Here is a 23,884-nt window from a genome sequence, read left to right on the forward strand (position 1 = left end):
AGAATACGTATACTGATCCAATAGCCCATGACGAGTAGATCATTGTAGGTCGAAAGGCAGTCCAAAAAGTTTTTTGATCTACACTAGTTTGGCACTAATAAATTGCAAAATATGGTGCGCAAACAAAATCAATGAAGCTGACTGAGCTTGTTATCTTTCCATTCCATCATTAACAATAGTGGCAGATAAATTATGAGTTTTCGCAAAGCAACCATAACAAAAAATAATTTCTGCTCAATCCTTAAGGATTCAATGGTTCTTTATGAGATGTCTCGAGATGCGAAGGATTTTTTTACGAAAGATATTTTGTCGAGACAATCCATACTCTCCACATGTTTTGCCATGGAGGCTGTAGCAAATTCACTACTTGAAATGCTACCACGCAAAGATCGTGATGACTTGGAGATTGAAAGAAAGTCTACATTGTCAAAGTTGGCGTACGTGATATTTGAGTGTGGCGGAAATAAAATTGATAGTAATAGTAAGGAGTATGACGCTATATCAAAACTTATTAAATTGAGAGATGCTATGGTCCATCCGAGCGTTTTAGTGAAAGAGATAGAAGTCTTTACGGAGAAAGGAGAGCAGGGAATTGCTTTTAATCATACTGAAAAAGACGATCGTAGTCCTAAAAGAAAGAATTACTCAGTCAAAGGTTTTTTAGCTCTGGATTGTCCGCCCGATAACTTTGATCACAGAGATGCTAAGACGGCACTAAATATGCTTGTGGCTTTCCTCAATAAATATGTCTTGGAATGGTGGGGGATAGAGGTTAAAGATATTGAGATTTATTTTTTTGACGTCTCGGATATAGGGCTTTCTGACGATATGAGGATGATAAACCTGAAAGAAGCAGAAGTTTTTAACCGAAACTCCGATATCTTCGATATCAAATTTATTTCAGCTCAAAAGCTTTGCCTCTCAACAGAGATTCAACACTTGAGTGCTAAGTAAGGCGCTTTGTTTGGCGGTGGGCTTAAAGCGTGCGAGTGATTACTAATATTCAGGTTCATTTGAGCGACAATGTCAGTGAGATCACTTAAAGCCTTCAAGATATTCAACGTATCCGAGCCCACCCAAACCTTTGGTGATTTTAGTGTAAGACTAACTCCCGAAGACTTTGAAGAATTCCTTCGATCCGCTCCTGCATATCGCCACCCACGGTGGCGTTGTACTTATCCCCAACCACCAGATTCAGATCCCGGCACGTGGCTTGGTGTAAATCATCCACAGCCGCCACGCTCATTGATCCGCCTGACAGCAGTTTCACGGCGCCCAGCGCTTCTATGGTTTTGACCCCCCCGACAGTTTCCTTTGAGTGGTCGTCCACGGTTTGGCTGTGGCTTTGATAGTGCTCTTGGTTGTCCAAGGCCTGAACTTCGCGGTCAGCTGAAAAGTCCTGTATGCGACCATCGGTCTGCCGCGACCAGTTGCCGTCGGCGTCCACGCGCTGCTGGGCGGTTTCGCTGTGCTGCCAGATTTGATCCCCTTTGGGCACTTTGGGCAGGTTCAGGCCGTGGGGCAGGATGGTCTGGATAAAGGGCTTTATCGGTATGCCGTAGGCGAAGTTGACCACGACCATGCTGCTTTCCCCATACCTGCACCCGGACAACAACGCGCAGTCGTTAGGTGCTGCAATTGCGTTGGGTACCGGGTTTTCGAGCAACCTTATTATTTTCGGCAGCTTGGCCGGGATCATCGTCGTGGAACAGGCGGCGGGGTGCGGTATCAAGATCTCGTTCGGGTCATTCGCAAAGTCCGGGGTGCCAGTGACCTTGGTGACTTTGCTGATGGCGGGGCTGTGGATTGCGTTTTTGTGAGGGAAGGGGCTCGGCAGCGGCTACAGGGGGTTAGTGTTCGCTGGCTGTAGGAGCGAGCTTGTCTCGCGATCTTTTCAGCGTGGTTTACGGCTGCTGCGCAGCCGGACGTAGCCTCGCAAGGCTCGTCAACTGCTACGGGGGAGCGTGAGCTCTGTGTAGGAGCTGCCGAAGGCTGCGATCTTTTGACGGTATTTTGGTGGTCACAAAAAAGCCGCGCAATGCGCGGCTTTTAATATGGTGGGCCCAGCAGGACTCGAACCTGCGACCAAGGGATTATGAGTCCCCTGCTCTAACCAACTGAGCTATAGGCCCTAAGTAAGCCGGGGATTATAACGATGGTTTCTTAGGAGTGCTATCCGAAAAATCTTAATTAGAGGTACGAAGAATTCTGTGTGCGAATTCTGTCGCATTTGAAGGCGTGCAGGCGCTGTATTGCCCACAAAGCAAAACCCCCGGCAGGGCCGGGGGTTTTGGGATCACTCGTCGAGGAAGGAGCGTAAGTGCTCGCTTCTCGTCGGGTGGCGCAGCTTACGCAGCGCTTTGGCTTCGATCTGACGAATCCGCTCACGGGTAACGTCGAACTGCTTACCAACCTCCTCAAGGGTGTGGTCGGTATTCATGTCGATACCGAAACGCATGCGCAGTACTTTGGCTTCGCGTGCCGTCAGGCCGCCGAGTACGTCGCGTGTCGCTTCTTTAAGGCTCTCAACGGTGGCTACATCGATTGGCGACTGCATGGTCGAGTCTTCGATGAAGTCGCCCAGATGGGAGTCTTCGTCATCACCGATCGGGGTTTCCATGGAAATCGGCTCTTTAGCGATCTTCAATACCTTGCGGATTTTGTCCTCAGGCATTTCCATGCGTTCGCCCAGCTCTTCCGGGGTCGGTTCACGGCCCATTTCCTGCAACATCTGGCGGGAAATACGGTTGAGCTTGTTGATCGTCTCGATCATGTGCACCGGAATACGGATGGTGCGGGCCTGGTCGGCGATCGAGCGAGTGATCGCCTGACGGATCCACCAGGTGGCATAAGTCGAGAATTTGTAGCCGCGGCGGTATTCAAACTTGTCTACCGCTTTCATCAAGCCGATGTTGCCTTCCTGGATCAGGTCGAGGAACTGCAAGCCACGGTTGGTGTACTTCTTGGCGATGGAGATCACCAGACGCAAGTTCGCTTCAACCATCTCTTTCTTCGCGCGGCGGGCCTTGGCCTCACCGATCGACATACGACGGTTGATGTCCTTGATCTCAGCAACCGTCAAGCCGGTTTCTGCTTCCAGTGCCGACAGCTTTTGCTGGCAACGGATGATGTCCGGTTGCAGGCGGCCTATGGCTTCAGCGTATTTGCTTTTGCCTTTGGCCAGCGAATCGCTCCAGCTTTCGTCAACTTCGTTGCCCGGGAACAGGCGCAGGAAGTCGGCGCGTGGCATACGTGCATCACGTACGCACAGCTGCATGATGGCGCGTTCTTGTGCACGCAGACGCTCCAGGGCACTGCGAACACGCTCAACCAAACCTTCGAATTGCTTCGGAACCAGTTTGATCGGCATGAACAGCTCAGCCAGGGCAACCAGTTCGATGATGGCTTGCTTGCTGTCGCGGCCGTGCTTTTTCAGCGCCTTGCGAGTGATTTCCATCTGATCAGAGACGGCACCAAAACGCTGGGCAGCAATGACCGGATCTGGACCGCTTTCGGCTTCTTCTTCATCGTCTGAAGCTTCTGCGTCGTCATCGTCGCTGTCGTCGTCAGCTTTAGCAGCTTTGGCGTCGACAGGTGGCGGAACTTCGGCGGCAGGTGGCGTAATACCGTCGTCCGGGTCGATATAACCGCTCAGAACGTCGGACAGGCGGCCACCTTCGGTGGTGACGCGAGTGTACTCGGAGAGAATGTGGTCAACCGTGCCAGGGAAGTGCGCGATTGCGCTCATCACTTCACGGATGCCTTCTTCGATACGCTTGGCGATTTCGATTTCGCCTTCACGTGTCAGCAACTCTACCGTACCCATTTCACGCATATACATACGTACAGGGTCAGTCGTACGACCAATATCGGTCTCTACTGCCGCCAACGCTGCGGCTGCTTCTTCAGCAGCGGCTTCGTCGGTGTCAGCATCGGCCAACATAAGGGCGTCCGCATCCGGAGCACTCTCGTGTACGGGGATCCCCATGTCATTAATCATGCGGATGATGTCTTCCACTTGCTCCGGATCTGAAATATCTTCGGGCAGGTGGTCGTTGACCTCTGCGTAAGTCAGATACTTCTGCTCACGGCCGAGGGTGATCAACTCTTTGATACGAGACTGCTGTTGCGCTTTTCCGGACATAACACCCTATCCACTGAAGGTCTTGGCGGGCAAAAAACAAGCCGAGGATTATACCTTAGCTGTGACCTCACGCGCCAGTTGAGGTCGGGTTTGATGCAGGATTATTGCGACTCAAGAGGTCGCGTAACTGGTTTTTTTCCTCGGTACTAAGCTCGCCTTGACGTGCTTTTCGAAGAAGTTGCTCTAGATTTCGCTCACGTTGGCGTGCTGACAAGCTAGTTATGGTGTCGAAAAACTGTTGTTCAAGGTTATCGGCGTCAATTAGCCATTCCTTTTCCAGCAATCGTTGTAACAATCGACCCTGCTCGGTGCCGTGCCAGCGCGACAGCAACTGAATAGAGCTTAGCTTAGGATTTTTCTGTACGGCTTCTACCAGAGCAATCAGTAGTTGATTATTGGTCTGGTCTTCGGCCGCAAAGTGCCCGGCGTCCTCAACTTTTTTTGCCAGTTGGGGGTGGTGCAGCAGGGTGCGCAAGGCCGTTAGCGTGGGCGGTTCGACGCCGACTGGCACCCAGGCCTGCTCGCGCTCGGCACCGCGTTTGCCTTTTTTGTCCCAAGGTTTGTTTTCCCACTTTTTACCGCCAGCGCCAGGCTTTTTCGGGGTCCATTCCTGTTGGGGGATGTACACGTCCGGTTGCTGGAAGTCGCTGTAGTCGGGCATTGCGTCGTAATCAATGCCGGGGTCGTAAGCGGGTTGGGGCTGGGGTTTGACGGGCGCGCTTTGTGCCAGTTGGCTAACCATGTCGTGGGTCAGGCCGGTGATTTCGGTCAGGCGCTGACGCATCAGCGTGCGCAGGTTGGCGCCCGGCACTTTGTCGATCAACGGTGCTGCCAGCGTGACCATGTGGGCTTTGCCCTCAAGCGACCGCGGGTCGGCTTCTTCGGTGAGTTGCTGGAAAAAGTAATCGGCCAGCGGTTGTGCGTGCTGGTTGATGCGCGCCTTGAAGGCGTCGGTGCCTTCGGAGCGCACCAATGTGTCCGGGTCTTCGCCCTCGGGCAAAAACAGAAAGCGCGCACGGCGACCGTCCTGCAAGCACGAGAGGGTTGCTTCAAGGGCGCGCCAGGCAGCGTTGCGGCCAGCCTGATCGCCGTCAAAACAGAATAGAACGCTGGGCACCACGCGAAACAAGCGTTTCATGTGCTCTTCGCTGGTGGCGGTACCCAAGGTGGCGACGGCATTGCGCAGGCCTTGCTGGGCCAGCGCGATCACGTCCATGTAGCCTTCAACCACGATGATTTCATCGAGGCTGCGGTTGAATTTGCGTGCCTCGAACAGCCCGTAGAGTTCCTGGCCCTTGTGGAATACAGGGGTTTCCGGGGAGTTCAGGTATTTGGGCTTGTCGTCGCCGAGCACGCGGCCGCCGAACGCAATGATGCGGCCGCGGCTGTCGCGGATCGGGAACATCACGCGGTCGCGAAAGCGGTCGTAGCGTTTGCCGGTCTCGGCGTTCTCCACCAGCAGCCCGGCGTCAATCATCGCCTTTTGCTGCAGGGTGTCGTTGCTCAAGTGCTTGAACAGGTTGTCCCAGCCGGGTGGGGCGAAACCGAGGCCAAAGTCGCGAGCGATTTCGCCGGTCAGGCCGCGGCCTTTGAGGTATTCGACGGCGACTTTGCGTGCAGGATGACTCTTGAGCGCTTGCCGGTAAAAGTCGGCGGCAGCGGTCAGAAGCGGGTAGAGCGGTGAGTCGGTAGGTTGCCGTGGCTTGTGTGAGCGGCCGCCTTCTTCTCGGGGGATCTCCATGCCGGCAGCTTTTGCCAGTTCTTCGACGGCCTGGGGGAAGTCCAGGTTGTCGTGGTCCATGATGAAGCCGAGGGCATTGCCGCCTGCGCCGCAGCCAAAGCAGTAATAAAACTGTTTGTCGGGGCTGACACTGAACGAGGGCGTTTTTTCTTTGTGAAACGGGCAGCAAGCCGTGTAGTTCTTGCCTGCTTTCTTCATTTGCACGCGCGAGCTGACGACATCGACGATATCGGTGCGGTTCAGAAGGTCGTCAATAAAGCTCTGGGGGATTAACCCGGCCATGGCGTTCTCGTCATCACGGAGCAGAAATTAACCCAGATGAGTGGCTTGGCATGATGGCGTGCACGCAGGTGCATGGCTCGATCGTGTGGCGTCTGCTCAGTCATTGTGGGGAAGTGTATCTGTCGAATCTCATCTGACTAGGGTTTTAATCAGTACGAATATGTTCGATAGGTGTTGCGCTCTGAGTCCGAATTGACCTGTGGTGGGTCTCGGGTGGCTCATAAGCAGGCACAGGAGAAGTACCTTGGGCTGATTGTCTTGGGAGAATCAGGAAAAGTGTGCTCGTCGGTAGCCTTGTAAGGCTCGTCAGTAAAGACGTGCACCGCTGGTTGTTAAAACCAGGTCTGACGTGGTGTTACGCTTTGTCGCGGTCGCATCTGCGGCCTTTACGGTAGAGCGTGTAACTTGCTGCAACTGCCTACGGCCCGGCTTTAGGCCGGGCTTGGCAGAAGCTTGCAACGAACGTCTGTGTATTAGTACAGACGAACGGCGCGGCGCTGCTCGCGCTGAACTTTCTTTGCGTGACGCTTAACAGCTGCTGCTGCTTTGCGCTTACGCTCAGAAGTCGGCTTCTCGTAAAATTCGCGGCTGCGAACTTCAGCCAGTACACCGGCTTTTTCGCAGGAGCGCTTGAAACGACGCAGAGCTACGTCGAAGGGTTCGTTCTCTTTTACTTTGACGGCTGGCATCCAGAGCTACCTTCATTCATTACCGGGGTCAACGTCCCAAGGCTAAATTGCGTTGTAAGACGTCGGTTTTTAAGGGTTGCGGATGTTAACCCCTCAACGCCCGGAATGCAAAGCCTCTGATCGAAAACCGCTGGTCGGGGGCGGGAGTGGCGACTATTATGCGCGCCTTCGAATTGAGCCTCAACAAGGCGTAAACCCATGCTAGTACTGGGATTAGAAACTTCCTGCGACGAAACCGGCGTCGCGCTATACGACAGTGAACGCGGGCTTTTGGCCGATGCGCTGTTCAGTCAGATCGACCTGCACCGCGCTTATGGCGGTGTGGTGCCGGAGCTTGCCTCGCGTGATCACGTCAAGCGCATGCTGCCCTTGATTCGTCAGGTGTTGGCTGAGGCCGATTGCGTGCCTACAGAGATTGACGCCATTGCCTACACGGCAGGGCCGGGACTGGTCGGGGCCTTGCTGGTCGGGGCTTCGTGTGCCCAGGCGCTGGCTTTTGCCTGGGGTATTCCTGCCCTTGGCGTGCACCACATGGAAGGCCATTTATTGGCCCCCATGCTGGAAGAGCAGCCACCAGAGTTCCCGTTCGTCGCTTTGTTGGTGTCGGGAGGTCATACGCAGCTGGTGCGTGTTGATGGCATCGGTCAATACGAGCTGTTGGGCGAGAGTCTGGATGATGCGGCGGGTGAAGCCTTCGACAAAACCGCCAAGATGATGGGGATGCGTTATCCGGGTGGCCCTGAGATCGCGCGGCTGGCTGCACAAGGGGTTGCCGGGCGTTTTGTGTTCCCGCGGCCGATGACCGATCGTCCGGGGCTGCAATTCAGTTTTAGCGGCCTTAAAACCTTCGCGCTGAATACTTGGCAGCGTTGTGTAGACGCGGGCGAGGATACGGAGCAGGCGCGTTGCGATATTTCGCTGGCGTTTCAGCAAGCCGTTGTCGAAACCCTGACCATCAAGTGCAAGCGCGCGCTGAAGGCTGCCGGGATGAAGCGCCTGGTTATTGCCGGGGGGGTGAGTGCGAACAAGGCGCTGCGTGAATCGCTCGAGAAAATGCTCGGCGAGATGAACGGTCAGGTGTACTACGCTCGCCCCGAGTTCTGCACCGATAATGGCGCGATGATTGCTTATGCCGGGTGTCAGCGTTTGCTGGCGGGCCAGCACGAGAGCCTGGCGATCAGCGTGCAGGCACGCTGGCCGATGGAGCAGTTGCCACCGCTGTAAGTGTTCAGAAATGCCGTTCGCGCCCAGCCATCAGGTCGCGTAGATTGCTGCGGTGCCGCCACACAATGAGCGTCGTCAGGGCGCTCATGGGCAGCAGCGCTGCAGGCTCTTGCCAAGCCAGCAAGGGCAGGGTGAGGGGGCGGCAATCAGTGAGGCCAGCGAGCTCGTGCGGCTGAGCTGGAAGGTCAGCAGCCATGCGACAGCAGCCAGCAGCGCGGCGGGCGGATAAAGGCCCAGCAGCATGCCGGCCGCGGTGGCAACGCCCTTGCCGCCGCGAAAGCGGAAGTACAGTGGGTACATGTGCCCTACAACGGCGCAGGCGCCGATCCAGGCTTGTTGCTGGAGCGTGCAGCCCAGTTGATAGGCCAGCAATACCGGTAAAAGCCCTTTGCACAGATCGCCAAGCAAGGTCAGGATGGCGAGCTTTTTACCGGCCAGGCGCAACATGTTGGTTGCGCCGGCATTGCCTGAGCCACTCATTCGCGGGTCGGGGTTTCCCGTCAGGCGGCTGAGCAAAATAGCGAAGGACATAGAACCAAGCAGGTAGGCGAGCATCGCCAGTAACCAAAACATGCTAACTATTCCGGGCAAGGACGCCCTGATTCTAACGGCGCATTGCGCCCTTGTCGTGCTGCGGAGAAGAGTGCTTGGACAGAGTGTTTATCGAAGGCCTGGAAGTTGACACCGTTATCGGTGCTTATGACTGGGAGCGCGGCATCCGTCAGTGCCTGCGGCTAGATCTGAGTTTTGCGTGGGATAACCGCCCGGCAGCGGCCGGAGACGACCTGACCCTGGCATTGGATTACGCCAGTGTGTCGGCGCGCATCCAGGCGTTTGCCGAGCAGGCTCAGTTCCAGCTGGTAGAAACATTTGCCGAACGTTTGGCGCAGGTGCTGATGAGTGAATTCAATATTCCCTGGTTGCACCTCAAGCTGACCAAGCCCGGCGCCGTTGCGGCGGCCACAGGGGTGGGTGTGGAGATTGAGCGCGGATGCCGCTAACAGAGGTTTATCTCGGGCTCGGTAGCAATACCGAGCGTGAACGGCATTTGTGTGCCGGGCTGGACGCGCTTGCGGGCTTTTTAGTGGGCATGACGTGTTCGGCGGTGTTTGAAAGTCAGCCGGTGGGCATCAAAAGCGGGCCATTTTTCAATCTGGTGGTCGCGGCCAAAACCGATTTGCCACTGATGGAATTAAGCCGACGTTTGAAGTTGATTGAAGCGGATAACGGGCGTTATGCCCCGGATCGCAAAGGGCTGCCGTTGGATATCGACGTGTTGTTTTACGGCGATCTTAAGGGTGACTTTGAGTTCCTGACCTTGCCGCGAGCAGAAATTCTCAAGAATGCGTTTGTGCTTTGGCCGTTGTCGTTGATGGCACCAGATAAGGTGCATCCGGGCGTGGGTAAAACCCTTGCCCAGATGTGGGCCGAAGCGCAGATCGACCAGGTATTGGCGCCTGTGGCGTTTGAGTGGCGGGGCGTGCAATTGACGCCGGCAGAGATGCTTTGATTTTGTAGGAGCAGCCGCTCGACGCTCGATTGCCTCGCGATCTTTTGATTGTTTAAAAGATCGCGAGGCAAGCTCGCTCCTACAGACGGTCAGTGTTTGGCGGCGTCTTTGTAGGCTTGCAGGGCCTTGAGCCGTTCGTGCTTGAGGGCCTCGCCCAGTTCGGGGCCTTTGAAACCTTGTTCTATCAGCGGTTGTACGGTCACGCCTTGTGCTGCCAGGGCCGCGCCGCGCAGATAGTCCGCCTGTGGGTAAGGGCGGTTCTCCAGACCTAAACGCCCTCTGGCGTCCATTTCGCAGGCCACCACAAATTCCTCAAAACGCTGAGGGCGGCGATATACATCAAACCGCTGCAGCAACTCCAGCAATGTCGATGCCTTGAGCTCCAGGGCGCGATGACCATGGGTGTGGTACTCGCCCACCAACAGGGCCAGTTCCTGGCAATCTCTCGGTACTTTGTAGCGTTCGTTGACGGCTTTTATCAGACGCAGCCCTTTGTGCTCGTGGGCAATGTGTCGTGGCCACTGGCTTTCCGGTGTCAGCCCTTTACCCAGGTCGTGCAGCAGGCAAGCCCAGCGCACGGTCAGTGGTTGGTGGTGCAAGGCAGCTTGTTCGAGCACGCTCAGCGTGTGCAGGCCGCTGTCGACTTCGGGGTGATGAGCGGGAGGTTGTGGCACGCCAAACAAGGCGTTGACCTCTGGCAGTAGCACCTCAAGCGCGTCGCAACTGCGCAGCACTTCGATGAATACCTGTGGGTGATCTTCCATGAGTGCGCGAGAGATTTCTTTCCAGCAACGCTCGGGCGTCAGGGCCTGCAGTTCGCCAGAGGCGGACAGTTGGCGCATGAGTTCCAGGGTCTCGGGAGCGATGCTGAAACCAAGCCCTGCATAACGGGCGGCAAAGCGGGCAACACGCAGGACTCGCAAGGGATCTTCGGCAAACGCGGGGGAAACGTGGCGCAGAATGCGTGCTTCTAAGTCTCGCTGGCCGTGGTACGGGTCGGTGATATTGCAATCAGCGTCTTCGGCCATCGCATTGATGGTCAGGTCGCGGCGTATCAGGTCGTCTTCGAGGGTGACGTCGGGGCTGGCATGGAAGATAAAGCCACCATAGCCATGGCCGCTTTTGCGTTCGGTTCGGGCAAGTGCATATTCTTCACCGGTTTTTGGGTGAAGAAATACCGGGAAGTCTGACCCCACCGGGCGAAACCCTTCGGCGAGCATTTGCTCGGCAGTCGCGCCCACCACCACCCAGTCGATGTCGGTGACGGGTTTGCCCAGCAAGCGGTCGCGCACTGCGCCGCCCACTTTATAGATCTTCATAAAAAGCCTCCGTTAGCGCGACAGGATAACCCGTGTGCCGCGTTAGCGGAGGTCGATGTGGTTACAGGTGGACGGCGGACAAGTCCAGACGGCCGTAGTCGTTTTCACCATGCTCGCCTTTGGGCGGTACGTGCTGGACCTTCATGATCTGGTCGCCTTGCAGGGTCTCCAGATGGATATCGAAGCCCCACAGACGGTGCAGGTGCTTGAGTACCTCGTCGGTGGAGTCACCCAGAGGTTTGCGGTCATGTTGTTGGTGGCGCAAGGTCAGGGAGCGGTCGCCGCGTCGATCAATGCTCCAGATCTGCACGTTGGGTTCACGATTGCCCAGGTTGTATTGCGCTGCCAGCGTTTCGCGGATGGTGCGGTAACCGTTCTCGTCGTGAATCGCAGGCACCAGCAGGTCGTCCTTTTGATCGTCGTCCATGATGCTGAAGAGCTTGAGGTCGCGAATGACCTTGGGCGACAGGTATTGCAGGATGAAGCTCTCGTCCTTGAAGCTGCTCATGGCAAATTTGATGCTGGTCAGCCAGTCGCTGCCTGCAAGGTCCGGGAACCAGCGCCGGTCTTCTTCGGTGGGGTGCTCGCACATGCGGCGGATGTCCTGGTACATCGCAAACCCCAGAGCATAGGGATTGATGCCGCTGTAGTACGGGCTGTCAAAGCCTGGCTGGAAGACCACGCTGGTGTGCGAGGTGAGGAACTCCATCATGAAGCCATCGGTGACCAGCCCTTCGTCGTACAGGTCGTTCATCAGCGTGTAGTGCCAGAACGTGGCCCAGCCCTCGTTCATCACTTGGGTTTGGCGCTGCGGGTAAAAATACTGGGCGATTTTGCGCACAATGCGTACGACTTCGCGCTGCCAGGGCTCCAGCAGTGGCGCGTGTTTTTCAATGAAGTACAGGATGTTTTCCTGCGGCTCATCCGGGAAGCGGGCGTTGTCCTTTTCACTGGATTTTCCCACCCCTTTGGGGATGGTGCGCCACAGGTCGTTGATTTGCTTTTGCAGGTGCTCTTCGCGGTCTTTCTGGCGACGGCGTTCTTCTTCGGCAGAAATCGGATAGGGCCGTTTGTAGCGGTCCACGCCGTAGTTCATCAAGGCATGGCAGGAGTCGAGCAGGTCTTCGACGGCATCGATGCCGTGGCGTTCTTCGCACTGCATGATGTACTGCTTGGCGAACACCAGGTAGTCGATGATCGAGCTGGCATCGGTCCAGGTCCGGAACAGGTAGTTGCCCTTGAAGAAGCTGTTATGCCCGTAGCACGCGTGGGCTACGACCAGGGCTTGCATGCAGATGGTGTTTTCTTCCATCAGGTAGGCGATGCACGGGTCGGAGTTGATCACGATTTCGTAAGCCAGCCCCATCTGCCCACGGCTGTAGGACTTCTCGGTACTCAAGAAGTGTTTGCCGTAGGACCAATGGTGGTAACCCAGCGGCATGCCGACGGACGCGTAGGCGTCCATCATTTGCTCAGCGGTAATCACCTCAATCTGGTTGGGGTAGGTGTCCAGCGCATAACGTTCCGCGAGGCGGCTGATTTCGCGGTCGTAAGCCTGGATCAGCTCAAAGGTCCATTCGGACCCTGTGGAAATAGGTTGGCGTTTATGCTCTTTGGCGGTCATGTGGCTAACCTGCGCTGGAAGAGTTCACGGAAGACCGGGTAGATATCGCCGGCCGAGACCAGTTGCTGTTGAGCGAACGTGTCGGGGAACGAGTCTCTGATGCGCTCGTATTCGAACCAGAGCGCCTGATGCTCGCGCGGGGTGATCTCAACGTAAGTGTAGTACTGCACGAACGGCATGATCTGGTTGACCAGGATGTCGCGGCAAATAGGCGAGTCATCGTTCCAGTTGTCACCGTCCGAGGCCTGGGCCGCGTAGATGTTCCATTCATTGGCCGGATACCGCTCGGCCATGATCTCTTGCATCAGTTTGAGTGCGCTGGACACGATGGTGCCGCCGGTTTCCCGGGAATAGAAAAACTCCTCTTCATCGACCTCGCGGGCGCTGGTGTGATGGCGGATGAACACCACGTCAATCTTGTCGTAGTTCCGTTTCAGGAACAGGTACAAGAGGATGAAGAAGCGCTTGGCGATGTCTTTGGTGGCCTGGGTCATGGACCCGGAAACGTCCATCAGGCAGAACATCACCGCCTTGGAGCTGGGGTTGGGTTGTTTGACCAGCAGGTTGTACTTGAGGTCGAACGTATCAAGGAACGGCACGCGGTGTATCCGCGCGCTAAGTTTCTCTATTTCGGCCTCGATGTCTTTGATATCGCCGAAGTTGTCTGGTTCTTCGCGTTTTAGCCGCTCAAGTTCAGCTTTGGCTTCTTTGAGTTTTACCCGGCTGCTGCCGGACAGGGCGATGCGCCGTGCGTGGGCTGAACGCAGGGTGCGGATGATGTTGATGCGCGACGGGTTGCCTTCGTTGCTGATGCCCGCGCGCACGGTTTTGAAAGTGTCGGTGCCGGTGAGGTGGCGTTTGATCAGGTTCGGCAGTTCGAGGTCTTCGAACATGAACTCGAGGAACTCTTCCTGGGTGATCTGAAAGACGAATTCGTCCATGCCCTCACCGGAATTACCTGCTTTGCCCGGGCCGCCGCCCCCTCCGCCGCCCCCTTGCGGGCGCTGGATATGTTCGCCGCTGGTGAATTCCTTGTTGCCGGGGTGAACCGTGGTTTGCTTGCCACCACGGCCGTGGTGAAGCACGGGCTCATCAATGTCGCGGCCCGGGATGCTGATTTGCTCGCCATGCTCCATGTCGGTGATGGAGCGATGGCCTACGGCCTCTTCGACCGCCTTTTTGATGTGGTCGCGGTAACGCCGCAGGAAACGCTGACGGTTTACCGTGCTTTTATTCTTGCCATTGAGGCGTCGGTCGATCACATAGCTCATAAGGCCCTCCGGGCAGCTTCAAGTTGTCAGCTGCAAGCTGCAAGTCGAAGCACAGCGCGTGTGTTTTCTTCTTGCAGCTTGAGGCTTGAGGCCTACAACTGCCTCACTGCGATTTTCTGACTCGCAGATACCACTCGGAGAGCAGTCGTACTTGTTTGTCGGTGTAGCCGCGTTCGACCATGCGGGTGACGAAGTCGTTGTGTTTTTGCTGGTCCTCTTTGCTCGCTTTGGCGTTGAAGCTGATAACCGGTAGCAAGTCCTCGGTGTTGGAGAACATTTTCTTCTCGATGACCACGCGCAGCTTCTCGTAGCTGAGCCAGGTCGGGTTTTTGCCATTGTTGTTGGCGCGGGCGCGCAGCACGAAGTTGACGATTTCGTTGCGGAAATCTTTCGGGTTGCTGATGCCGGCCGGTTTTTCGATTTTCTCCAGCTCTTCGTTGAGCGCTACGCGGTTGAGGATTTCGCCTGTTTCCGGGTCGCGGTACTCCTGGTCCTGAATCCAGAAATCGGCGTAAAGCACGTAGCGGTCGAAGATGTTTTGCCCGTACTCGCTGTAGGACTCCAGGTAAGCGGTCTGGATTTCCTTGCCGATGAATTCGATGTAGCGCGGTGCCAGGTATTCCTTGAGGAAGCGCAAATAACGCTCGCGGGTTTCCGCCGGGAACTGCTCTTGCTCGATCTGTTGCTCCAGCACATAGAGCAGGTGCACCGGGTTGGCAGCAATTTCGTGCGGGTCAAAGTTGAACACTTTAGAAAGGATTTTGAACGCGAAACGGGTCGACAGACCGGTCATGCCTTCATCCACGCCCGCGCTGTCGCGGTACTCCTGAATCGACTTGGCTTTCGGGTCGGTGTCTTTGAGGTTCTCGCCGTCATAGACCCGCATCTTGGAGTAGATGTTGGAGTTCTCTGGCTCTTTGAGGCGCGACAGGACGGTGAACTGCGCGAGCATTTTCAGGGTGTCCGGCGCGCAATGGGCCTTGGCCAGCGAACTGTTGAACAACAGCTTGTCGTAGATTTTGACTTCGTCGCTGACGCGCAGGCAGTACGGGACTTTGACGATGTAAATCCGGTCGATGAACGCTTCGTTGTTCTTGTTGTTGCGGAAGGTGTGCCACTCCGATTCGTTGGAGTGAGCCAGCAGGATGCCGTTGAACGGAATCGCGCCCAGCCCTTCGGTGCTGTTGTAGTTGCCCTCTTGGGTGGCGGTGAGCAGAGGGTGGAGGACCTTGATCGGTGCCTTGAACATCTCGACGAATTCCATCAGGCCCTGGTTAGCCCGGCACAGTGCGCCCGAGTAGCTGTAGGCGTCGGCGTCGTTTTGCGGGAATTCTTCGAGTTTGCGGATATCGACCTTACCGACGAGGGCCGAAATGTCCTGGTTGTTCTCGTCACCGGGCTCGGTTTTGGCCACGCCGATCTGATTGAGGATCGAAGGGTAGAGTTTAACCACGCGGAACTGGCTGATATCACCACCGAATTCGGCCAGGCGTTTAGTCGCCCAAGGCGACATGATGGTGTTCAGGTAGCGTTTTTGGATGCCGAAGTCTTCTTCAAGAATCGCGCCGTCTTCGGTCGCGTTGAACAGCCCCAGCGGTGATTCAAAGACGGGTGAGCCCTTGATTGCATAGAACGGGACCTTCTCGATCAGTTCTTTGAGCTTTTCAGCCAGCGAAGACTTGCCGCCGCCCACCGGGCCGAGCAGGTAGAGAATTTGTTTTTTCTCTTCCAGGCCCTGAGCGGCATGGCGAAAGTACGACACGATCTGGTCAATGCACTCTTCCATTCCGTGGAAGTCGGCAAAGGCCGGATAGCGGCGAATCACTTTGTTCGAAAAAATGCGCGACAGGCGGGAATTGGTTGAGGTGTCCAGTAGTTCCGGTTCACCGATGGCCATCAGCAGCCGTTCGGCAGCTGAGGCGTATGCGCTTTTGTCTTGTTTGCACAGCTCAAGGTATTCCTGGAGCGTTAGCTCTTCTTGGCGTGTGGATTCAAAGCGTTGTTGGAAGTGGCTAAAAATACTCATGACGTCACCTCGCTCGATACGTGGAGCCGGCGATTGATCGGTCAGTTCGAGTGCTGGCATGCAGCAACGTTGCAGTTGCCGTGTACCCCCCAGGACACCATCAAGGGGCTTAACCCCTTGAAGTTACTACTGATGATCCATACACCGGTGTACCGGCTCTCCCCAGATTCGGATGGCCTGCGCTTAAGGATAGTTGGTAATCGGGGAGGTCAAGAAGAGATGCGCGAATAGTTGGCGCGACCGTTGGTCTGCAAGAGCGCCAGCCCGCTCAGGACGCGGGCTTGGGCGGATGAAAATATTTTTCGGGCTACTTATTGGGACGTTTCTGCGGGGTAGGTGGTGCGCCACAGTTCGAAGCCGCCATCGAGGCTGTAAACGTCAGAAAACCCTTGGCTGATCAGGTAAGCCGCTGCGCTTTGGCTGGAGTTGCCGTGGTAGCAGGTGACGATCAGCGGGGCGTCGAGGTCGGCTGCGCGGATGAAGTCAGCGATCGACTGGTTGTCCAGATGCTGTGAGCCGGTGATATGCAGGGCGGCATAGGTGGGCTGGTCGCGGATGTCGACGACTACAGCGCCTTTTTCGCGCAGGGCTTGGGCTTCTTGTGGGGGAATGCGTTTGAATTCAGTCATGGGAGTTTCCTTTAGCCAGGCAGCGCGTGCGAATCAGGGCGCGAGCGGCGGTTGCGAAGAAGGGGTTGGAGGGCAAAGCAGTTGAGGGGCCGGGTGCCCCTGCTCATCACAGTCGCAGCTCAGGCGCAGGCCGGTATCGACATTGAGCAAGGTCATCGCCCCGCCCCAGACGCAGCCGGTATCGAGTGCGAACACGCCAGGCTCAGAGCATTGGCCTTCAAGTGCCGCCCAGTGGCCAAAGATGATCTTGGTGTCCCGGGTTTTGCGTTCTTTGTAGCTGAACCATGGCGCAAAGCCCGGCGGCGCGGTACCCAGACCTTCTTTGCTCTTGAGGTCGAGTTTGCCGTCGCGGGTGCAAAAGCGCATGCGGGTGAAGTAGTTGGTGATGACCCGCAGGCGGGTGATACCGGTGAGGTCGCTGTCCCACTTGGCCGGATCGTTGCCGTACATGCCGTCCAGGAACGGCTTGATGAGGCTGTCATCGCGCAAGGCGTGTTCAACTTCACCGGCGTATTTGAGGGCTTTTTTCAGTGACCACTGCGGCGGTATCCCGGCGTGCACCAGCGCCGTATTGCGCTCGGCGTCGTAGTGCAGCAGCGGTTGCTGTCGCAGCCAGGTAAGCAGGTCGTTGCAATCGGGCGCTTGCAGGATGTCGCGCAGCGTATCGCCCTTTTTCAGGCGTTCGATGTTGTAGGCAACCGCCAGCAGGTGCAGGTCGTGATTGCCCAGCACGCACACCACAGATTCGCGCATGTGGTAGAGAAAGCGCAGGGTTTCGAGTGATTCCGGGCCGCGGTTGATCAGGTCGCCCACCAGCCACAGTTTATCGTTGGCTGGGTCGAAGGCCACTTGCTCCAGCAGGCACTTGAGGGGCTGCAAGCACCCTTGCAGGTCACCCACGGCATAGACCGCCATCAGTGAAGCGCTCCGGGTACGGCCAGGCGGAAGGGCTTGATGATGGCTTTAAACTGATGGCCGTCATTTGCCTGCATCAGGTAGCTGCCCTGCATGGTGCCCACTGTGGTGGTGAGCACCGAACCGCTGCTGTACGTGTGCTGCTCGCCGGGCTCGATCAATGGCTGTTGCCCGACCACTCCGGCTCCGCGCACTTCTTCGACATGCCCGTCACCATCGGTAATCACCCAATGCCGGGACAGCAGTTTGGCCGCCACGGTGCCTGTGTTGCTTACTGTAATGGTGTAGGCAAAGGCGTAGCGCTGATGCTCGGGTTGAGATTGTTCTGGCAGGTAACGCGTGACGACGCTGACGTCGATCACATAGCGGGGCTCATGCATGCGAGAGGCCTTACTGAAAAGCACAGACAACGTTCGGAATAAAACAGCTGCCTGAGTCTAGGCTAGAGGGCGGGTGCCCGGCCAGAGGCTATGTCTGGTACGGGCACCGTTTTTTCTCAGTAATCAGTCAGCGACGGGCGCGTTAGCCGCTTTTTCGCTGAGTGTGTCGGCCAGGCGCACGAAAGCGGCGAGGTCGAGTTGCTCCGGGCGCAAGCTGCCATCGACGCCGGCGGCTTCGATTTCGTCGTTGCTGAGCAAGGCTTTAAGGGTGTTACGCAGCGTTTTGCGGCGCTGGTTGAAGGCTTCACGCACCACGCGCTCCAGCAGGCGGTGATCCTTGGCCGGGTGGGGCAGTACGTCGTGTGGCACCAGGCGGACAATCGCCGAGTCGACTTTTGGCGGCGGGTTGAAGGCGCCAGGGCCGACGTTGAACAGGTGTTCGACGCGGCAATGGTACTGAACCATGATCGACAGACGACCCCAGTCTCCGCCGCCAGGCCCTGCGGCCATGCGCTCAACCACTTCTTTTTGCAGCATGAAGTGCATGTCGCGGATCAGCTCGGCGTTTTTCAGCAGGTGAAAAATCAGCGGCGTGGAGATGTTGTACGGCAGGTTACCGACGACACGCAGCGTGCGTGGCGCAGCATTGAGCGTGGCGAAGTCAAACTTCAGCGCGTCGCCCTGGTGCAGGTTGAAGTTGCTCATGCCGGCAAATTGCTGATTCAGGATCGGGATCAGGTCTTTGTCCAGCTCGACAACGTCCAGTTGCCCGCCGCTGCTGAGGATGCCTTGGGTCAGTGCGCCCTGGCCCGGACCAATCTCCAGCAGGCGGTCGCCCGACTTGGCATTGATCGCGCGCAGGATGCGGTCGATAACGCCCGCATCGTGCAAGAAGTTTTGGCCAAAGCGCTTACGCGCCTTGTGTTGGTATTGCTCGGTCATAGTTGTGTCTCGGCCATCTGATAGGCGGTTTCCAGGGCGACTTGCAGACTGCCAGTGTCGATCTTGCCGCTGCCTGCCAGATCCAGGGCGGTGCCATGGTCAACAGACGTGCGGATGATCGGCAAGCCCAGGGTGATGTTGACGGCGGCGCCAAACCCTTTGTACTTGAGCACGGGCAGGCCTTGGTCGTGGTACATCGCCAGCACTGCATCGCAGTGCTCCAGATATTTGGGGGTAAACAGAGTGTCGGCAGGCAATGGGCCGCGCAGGTCCATGCCTTCGCTTCGCAGACGCTCCAGGGTGGGTTCGATGATGTCGATTTCTTCAAAGCCCAAGTGACCGCCTTCACCGGCGTGGGGATTGAGCCCGCACACCAGGATACGCGGCTGGGCGATGCCGAACTTGTGTTGCAGGTCGGCATGCAGAATTCGGGTTACCCGGGTTATACGCTCAGGTGTGATTGCATCGGCCACCTGACGCAGCGGCAGGTGAGTGGTCACCAGCGCGACGCGCAGCCCGCGCGTGGCAAGCATCATCACGACTTGCTCGGTGCCGGTCAGGTCTGCCAGAAATTCGGTATGACCAGAAAACGCGATGCCGCCTTCGTTGATCACGCCTTTGTGCACGGGCGCGGTGATCATGCCTGCAAAGTCGCCTGCAACACAGCCAAGGGCTGCACGGGTCAGGGTTTGCAGTACGAACGGGGCGTTGGCTTTGTCCAATGTGCCTGCGGTGACAGGGGCATTGAGCGGCGTGTCCCAGACATAGAGGCTGCCTGCAGGTGCCGGTTGGTCGGGCCAGTTGTCCGGGCTGACGGGCAGCAAACTGACAGCCACGCCCAGTTGCGCGGCCCGCTCGTGGAGCAGGTCGCGGCTGGTAATGGCAATCAGGGGATGTGGCTGGCGTTGCGAGGCGAGAAGCAGGCACAGGTCGGGACCTATGCCTGCCGGCTCGCCGGGTGTCAGTGCAAAACGCTGTGTTTTCACTGTGCTGGGTCTGCGCTCTCTGCCTGGTTGGTTGCGCCAGGGAGTTTGATTTCTACGTAGGCTTCGTCACGGATCTGACGCAGCCAGCTTTGCAGCTCTTCGTCGTACTTGCGGTTACGCAAGGCGTTCATGGCTTGCTGCTCGCGGGCCTGGGTGGTGCTGTCAGTGGAGCGACGGCCCAATACTTCCAGAACATGCCAGCCGTATTGAGTACGGAATGGCTTGGACAGGACGCCTTGTGGGGTTTCAGCCATGACTTCACGGAACTCCGGCACCAGCGCGTTCGGGTCGATCCAGTTCAGGTCGCCGCCGTTAAGGGCTGAGCCTGGGTCTTCCGAATAGGTTTTGGCCAGGGTGGCAAAGTCTTCGCCCGACTGAATGCGGTCGTAGATTTTTTGTGCCAGTTCCTTGGTTTGCGCTTCAGTGCGGATTTCGCTTGGCTTGATCAGGATGTGACGAACATGAACTTCGTCGACCATCACGGTCTGGCCGCCGCGCTTGTCGAGCAGCTTGAGAATGATAAAGCCGCCAGGCGTGCGGACCGGAGGCGTAATGTCGCCTGTAGGCATGCTGCTCAGCATACGATCGAACGGAGGTGGCAACTGACCCGCTTTACGCCAGCCCATGTCGCCGCCATCCAGAGCGGTGTCGCTGCCGGAGCGGGCGATCGCCAGCTGGGCAAAGTCAGCACCTTGCTTGAGTTGCTTGTAGAGGTCTTCAGCCTTCTGGGCCGCCGCCTGGACTTCACTTGAACTCGCGCTGTCAGACGTCGGGATCAAGATGTTGGCCAGGTGGTATTCCTCGGACAGTTGCGCCTTGCCCAGGTCAGAGGCGAGGAAGTTTTTCACTTCCTGATCGGTCACCTGAATACGCTCGGCCACACGGCGTTGACGTACACGGCTGATGATCATTTCGCGGCGAACCTGCTCGCGCGCATCTTCATAGGACAGGCCGTCGTGGGCCAGCGCCTGACGGAACTGATCAAGGGTCATGTTATTGCGCTGGGCAATAGTACCGATGGCCTGGTTAAGTTCTTCGTCAGAGATACGAATGCCCGAACGCTCGCCGATCTGCAGTTGCAGGTTTTCGACAATCAGACGCTCAAGCACTTGTTGGTCCAGCACGCTGGCAGGGGGGACACCCTGCCCGCGCTTGGCGATGGTTTGCTGAACTTCATGGACACGCTGGTCCAGTTGGCTCTGCATGATCACGTCGTTATCGACGATGGCCACCACCTTATCAAGGGGCTGAACTGCAGCGTGTGCCGCCGCAGTACCCAGGAACAATGCGCCCAATACTAGGGGGCGCAGACACTCAGAAAGCTTGATCTTCACGTTCACGATAACCTTGGATGCCTTTGTCGAGGAAGCTCTCTACTTTGGCGCCTGTAACGCCGCCGAGACCTTTCAGCACAATTTGAAGGAAGATCCCATGGTCGCCCTTTTCGTTTTGCGGGGCTTCTTGGGTGTATTCGTCGTTGGAAACCCAGTAGCGGCTGATCAGGCGCATTTTCCAGCAGCAGTTGTCGTACTCAAAGCCACCGAAGGCTTCCAGGGTACGGTTGCGGTTGTAATCGTACTGCCAGCGGCTGATGACGCTCCATTGCGGCACGAGCGGCCAGATCACCGAGAAGTCGTGCTGCTGGATTTTGTAGTAATCCTTGATGAAGCCAGGATCGCTCGGGGTCAGGTAATCACCGCCGAACTGCCACTTGCCGGTGTACTGGTTGTACACCACCTGGTCGTTGCGATAGCGATAACCCAGGTTGACGACCTTGTTCGGGTTGTCTTCTGGCTGGTAGTGCATCATCGCGCTGCCAGAACGTGGGCTACGGGTTTCCGGGTCCCAGTTGTAGTCAGCAGTGGCACGCCAGTCGCGGTTGAAGCGGTAAGCGTATTCCAGTGCATATGGAGACACACGTGACGTCGAGTCATCGCGATCGTCGCTCACGCCTGGCAACTGAACCTTGCGGTCTTTGAAGTAATACGCCTGGCCAATGCTGACGCGTTGACGCTCAAAGCCGTTTTCTTCGATCCAGCGGCTGGTCAGGCCCAGCGACAGTTTGTTTTCGTCGCCGATGCGGTCAGAGCCGGTGAAGCGGTTGTCACGCCACAGCGAGGAATAGCTGAACGAGCTTTCGCTGGTGTCGAATACAGGGATGTTCGCCTGGTCACGCTCAGGCACATACAGGTAGAACGCCCGTGGTTCCAGAGTCTGGCGGTAGTTGGTGCCGAACCAGTTGGTGTTGCGGTCGAAGTACAGGCCGCTGTCAACGCTGGCGATCGGTACGCTGCGGCTGACCGAGCTGTCGAACTTGTCGCCATCATCAATCATTTGCGACTTGCCACGGCCATCCAGATCCAAATCGTACTGGGTGTACGCGTACTTGAGGGTCGGCGTCAGGAAGCCATAGTTCCAATTCATAGGCAGTGACATAGCCGGTGCTACGTTCAGACGTGTGCCGTTAGCGCGCGCCAGACCGCGTACGTTGTTATCTAGTCTTGGCGACCCAATGGTCCCGTCAGAGTTAAAAGGTCCGCCATATTCATCTACATACGTACCAGATTTAAGGTCGCGCTCAAACCGCACCAGCTCGGTGTTGTAGGAGAAGTTCACGCCACCCGGGTGATACGGCAGGCCACCATTGAAGGTGAGCTGTGGCATCTGGTTGTACGGCGTGACCTGGGTCACGGTCGCCAACTGGTAAGCGTGCACGTTCAGCTTGGCGGTGAAGTCATCGCCACGGTAGCTGACAGCTGCTTGCTGGTTCAGGTAGTCACGGCTTTCGACGCCGACCTGATCACTTTGCAGATCCTGGAAGTAGTACGGATCGCTGATCTTGGTGTAGTCAACTTCGGTCAGCACGCGCGAATCAAGCCCGCCCTTGTGCTGCCAGTTGTACATGTAGCGAGTTTTTTCGTAGTCGGTCTGCAGCTTGCGATCGTCGTTGTCGTCGTTGAGGTACGCGGCACCGAACTGCCCTTCGCTGGACTCGGTCAGGTAGCGGAACTCACCTTCCATCAACAGACCGCGCTTGGTCATGTAGCGCGGGTACAACGTGGCATCGTAGTTGGGTGCCAGGTTGAAGTAGTACGGGGTCACGAGCGTAAAGCCGGTGTCGGAGCTGCTGCTGAAGGACGGCGGCAGGAAACCGGACTGACGGCGATCGTCGATCGGGAAGTAAATGTACGGGGTGTAAAGGACAGGAATGTCTTTAACCCGCAGTGTCACGTTGGTTGCGGTACCGAAACCGGTGGCCGGGTTCAACGTGATGTTGTTGCCTTTGAGCTGCCAGGCGTTGCTGTTCGGCTCGCACGTGGTGTACGTACCGTCCTTGAGGCGGATGATCGCGTCTTCGGCACGTTTGGCGTACAGCGCGCTGCCGCGAATGCGCGACTTATGCAACACGTACTCGGCGTTGTCGACCTTGGCGGCACCGGTGTCCAGCTGCACATCGGCGTGGTCGCCAACCAGCAGTGCACCGTTGTCACGCAGACGCACATTGCCGCTCAACTCGCCACGGCTCTCGGCCTGGTACAAGTTGGCTTCGTCAGCCTCGACCTGCATGCTGCCCTGGCGCATGACCACATCACCGGCCAGGGTCGCGATTTGCTCTTCCTGTTGGTAGCGGGAAGCTTTGGCGCCAATGAAGGTCGGCGAATCGCTTTTGCTGGTGGTGTCGCGCATGCCGGGACGCGTAGGCTCGATATAGGCGCCAGAGCAATACGGGCCGGTTTCAGCCAGTTGCGCCGGCGTGAGCTTGTCACGCGGGACCCAGTCAAGGTGGCTGTAGTCAGCACTGCGCGCCTTGAGGCCACGACCTTTGGCGGATGTCACCAGCGGGGTTTGCTCACCTTGCTCGCCAGACTCACCATTGGCTTGCGCCACGGTGCCGTTGTGCGATGGGCGTGGTGGCAATTGCGCAGTATTTGCTTTCGGCGCGCAATCCCAGCCACCCGAAGCCGATGCGGAACAGTCATACTGCTCCTCGGCAAATACGAATGGCACGGCTAGAGGTTGCATGGCCAGCAGACTGCCAGTTACCAGCAACGGAAATTTTTTACGAAACGCGGGGGATTTCAATGCCATCTTATTAGTCCGGGCTTCCTGCGTGCCATCAGCCCGCGGTGGGGGGACCGCACGCCTATCGATGGTCTGGAAAAGATTCTGGATAATAAAGCATGACCCGCTTGACGGCTAGC

19 protein-coding genes, 1 tRNA gene and 2 pseudogenes are annotated in these 23,884 nt (G+C 57.1%); 5 read left to right on the top strand and 17 right to left on the bottom strand.

What is annotated here, in order from left to right:
• Nucleotides 1–192: 192 nt before the first annotated feature.
• A complete protein-coding gene (locus GHO25_RS12945; protein WP_153390935.1) occupies nucleotides 193–954 on the top strand; it encodes a hypothetical protein in 762 nt (253 codons plus the stop codon).
• Here GHO25_RS12945 and GHO25_RS12950 read toward each other — a convergent pair.
• A pseudogene (locus tag GHO25_RS12950) lies at nucleotides 933–1,591 on the bottom strand (hypothetical protein); the annotation flags it as partial. The gene GHO25_RS12945 and the pseudogene GHO25_RS12950 sit on opposite strands and share 22 nt — an antisense overlap.
• On the opposite strand from GHO25_RS12950, the gene GHO25_RS12955 reads away from it, so the two are divergent.
• The gene (locus GHO25_RS12955) at nucleotides 1,581–1,820 is read left to right on the top strand and encodes a hypothetical protein (RefSeq protein WP_218581077.1); all 240 of its coding nucleotides are present in this window, start codon (nucleotides 1,581–1,583) and stop codon (nucleotides 1,818–1,820) included. The pseudogene GHO25_RS12950 and the gene GHO25_RS12955 sit on opposite strands and share 11 nt — an antisense overlap.
• Nucleotides 1,821–2,055: 235 nt before the next feature.
• On the opposite strand, the gene GHO25_RS12960 is transcribed toward GHO25_RS12955, so the two are convergent.
• The 4 genes from GHO25_RS12960 to rpsU all read right to left on the bottom strand — a co-directional run bounded on the left by GHO25_RS12960 (nucleotide 2,056) and on the right by rpsU (nucleotide 6,856).
• A tRNA-Ile gene (locus GHO25_RS12960) sits at nucleotides 2,056–2,132 on the bottom strand.
• Nucleotides 2,133–2,296: 164 nt separating this feature from the next.
• A complete protein-coding gene (gene rpoD, locus GHO25_RS12965) occupies nucleotides 2,297–4,144 on the bottom strand; it encodes an RNA polymerase sigma factor RpoD (protein WP_048389611.1) in 1,848 nt (615 codons plus the stop codon).
• 67 nt (nucleotides 4,145–4,211) lie between these two features.
• Entirely contained in the window at nucleotides 4,212–6,167 is a 1,956-nt protein-coding gene (gene dnaG, locus GHO25_RS12970; RefSeq protein ID WP_048389612.1) for a DNA primase, read from the bottom strand.
• 473 nt (nucleotides 6,168–6,640) lie between these two features.
• Nucleotides 6,641–6,856, bottom strand: a complete 216-nt coding sequence (gene rpsU / locus GHO25_RS12975; RefSeq protein ID WP_002551877.1) for a 30S ribosomal protein S21 — start codon at nucleotides 6,854–6,856, stop codon at nucleotides 6,641–6,643.
• A 198-nt stretch (nucleotides 6,857–7,054) separates the two neighbouring features.
• Between rpsU and tsaD the strand changes: the two genes are divergently transcribed.
• Nucleotides 7,055–8,080 carry a tRNA (adenosine(37)-N6)-threonylcarbamoyltransferase complex transferase subunit TsaD gene (tsaD, locus tag GHO25_RS12980; protein WP_048389613.1) on the top strand — a complete coding sequence of 342 codons (1,026 nt, stop codon included), beginning with the start codon at nucleotides 7,055–7,057 and terminating at the stop codon, nucleotides 8,078–8,080.
• A gap of 4 nt (nucleotides 8,081–8,084) precedes the next feature.
• On the opposite strand, the pseudogene plsY reads toward tsaD, so the two are convergent.
• Nucleotides 8,085–8,653: pseudogene (gene plsY, locus GHO25_RS12985) on the bottom strand (glycerol-3-phosphate 1-O-acyltransferase PlsY).
• A 74-nt stretch (nucleotides 8,654–8,727) separates the two neighbouring features.
• Here plsY and folB point away from each other — a divergent pair.
• Nucleotides 8,728–9,081, top strand: a complete 354-nt coding sequence (folB, locus tag GHO25_RS12990; protein WP_048372241.1) for a dihydroneopterin aldolase — start codon at nucleotides 8,728–8,730, stop codon at nucleotides 9,079–9,081.
• Nucleotides 9,072–9,590, top strand: coding sequence for a 2-amino-4-hydroxy-6-hydroxymethyldihydropteridine diphosphokinase (folK, locus tag GHO25_RS12995; RefSeq protein ID WP_153390937.1), 519 nt, complete (start codon nucleotides 9,072–9,074; stop codon nucleotides 9,588–9,590). The genes folB and folK overlap by 10 nt, the downstream gene beginning before the upstream one ends.
• A gap of 89 nt (nucleotides 9,591–9,679) precedes the next feature.
• Here the strand turns inward: folK and GHO25_RS13000 are convergent, their stop codons facing one another.
• The 11 genes from GHO25_RS13000 to GHO25_RS13050 form a co-directional block, all read right to left on the bottom strand.
• Nucleotides 9,680–10,909: a multifunctional CCA addition/repair protein gene (locus GHO25_RS13000; protein WP_153390938.1), complete on the bottom strand. Its 1,230-nt coding sequence runs from the start codon at nucleotides 10,907–10,909 to the stop codon at nucleotides 9,680–9,682.
• Between the two features lie 61 nt (nucleotides 10,910–10,970).
• Complete coding sequence (locus tag GHO25_RS13005; protein ID WP_048372235.1) at nucleotides 10,971–12,533, bottom strand: SpoVR family protein; 1,563 nt, start codon at nucleotides 12,531–12,533, stop codon at nucleotides 10,971–10,973.
• Nucleotides 12,530–13,804, bottom strand: a complete 1,275-nt coding sequence (locus tag GHO25_RS13010) for a YeaH/YhbH family protein (protein WP_153390939.1) — start codon at nucleotides 13,802–13,804, stop codon at nucleotides 12,530–12,532. The genes GHO25_RS13005 and GHO25_RS13010 overlap by 4 nt, the downstream gene beginning before the upstream one ends.
• Nucleotides 13,805–13,907: 103 nt before the next feature.
• Complete coding sequence (locus tag GHO25_RS13015; RefSeq protein WP_048372233.1) at nucleotides 13,908–15,830, bottom strand: PrkA family serine protein kinase; 1,923 nt, start codon at nucleotides 15,828–15,830, stop codon at nucleotides 13,908–13,910.
• Nucleotides 15,831–16,141: 311 nt separating this feature from the next.
• Entirely contained in the window at nucleotides 16,142–16,459 is a 318-nt protein-coding gene (gene glpE / locus GHO25_RS13020; protein WP_048372231.1) for a thiosulfate sulfurtransferase GlpE, read from the bottom strand.
• A gap of 33 nt (nucleotides 16,460–16,492) precedes the next feature.
• The gene (locus tag GHO25_RS13025; protein ID WP_153390940.1) at nucleotides 16,493–17,374 is read right to left on the bottom strand and encodes a symmetrical bis(5'-nucleosyl)-tetraphosphatase; all 882 of its coding nucleotides are present in this window, start codon (nucleotides 17,372–17,374) and stop codon (nucleotides 16,493–16,495) included.
• Entirely contained in the window at nucleotides 17,374–17,754 is a 381-nt protein-coding gene (gene apaG, locus GHO25_RS13030; protein ID WP_048372227.1) for a Co2+/Mg2+ efflux protein ApaG, read from the bottom strand. The genes GHO25_RS13025 and apaG overlap by 1 nt, the downstream gene beginning before the upstream one ends.
• A 123-nt stretch (nucleotides 17,755–17,877) precedes the next feature.
• Nucleotides 17,878–18,696 carry a 16S rRNA (adenine(1518)-N(6)/adenine(1519)-N(6))-dimethyltransferase RsmA gene (rsmA, locus tag GHO25_RS13035; protein WP_048372225.1) on the bottom strand — a complete coding sequence of 273 codons (819 nt, stop codon included), beginning with the start codon at nucleotides 18,694–18,696 and terminating at the stop codon, nucleotides 17,878–17,880.
• Nucleotides 18,693–19,682, bottom strand: a complete 990-nt coding sequence (gene pdxA / locus GHO25_RS13040) for a 4-hydroxythreonine-4-phosphate dehydrogenase PdxA (protein ID WP_048372223.1) — start codon at nucleotides 19,680–19,682, stop codon at nucleotides 18,693–18,695. Before pdxA ends, rsmA begins: the two co-directional genes overlap by 4 nt.
• Nucleotides 19,679–21,016, bottom strand: coding sequence for a peptidylprolyl isomerase SurA (gene surA, locus GHO25_RS13045; protein WP_178110080.1), 1,338 nt, complete (start codon nucleotides 21,014–21,016; stop codon nucleotides 19,679–19,681). Before surA ends, pdxA begins: the two co-directional genes overlap by 4 nt.
• Nucleotides 20,997–23,771 carry an LPS-assembly protein LptD gene (locus GHO25_RS13050; protein WP_153390941.1) on the bottom strand — a complete coding sequence of 925 codons (2,775 nt, stop codon included), beginning with the start codon at nucleotides 23,769–23,771 and terminating at the stop codon, nucleotides 20,997–20,999. Before GHO25_RS13050 ends, surA begins: the two co-directional genes overlap by 20 nt.
• Nucleotides 23,772–23,884 lie beyond the last annotated feature (113 nt).

Source organism: Pseudomonas sp. FSL R10-1350 (assembly GCF_009600525.1).
In the GTDB taxonomy this organism is placed as follows: Bacteria; Pseudomonadota; Gammaproteobacteria; order Pseudomonadales; family Pseudomonadaceae; genus Aquipseudomonas; species Aquipseudomonas helleri.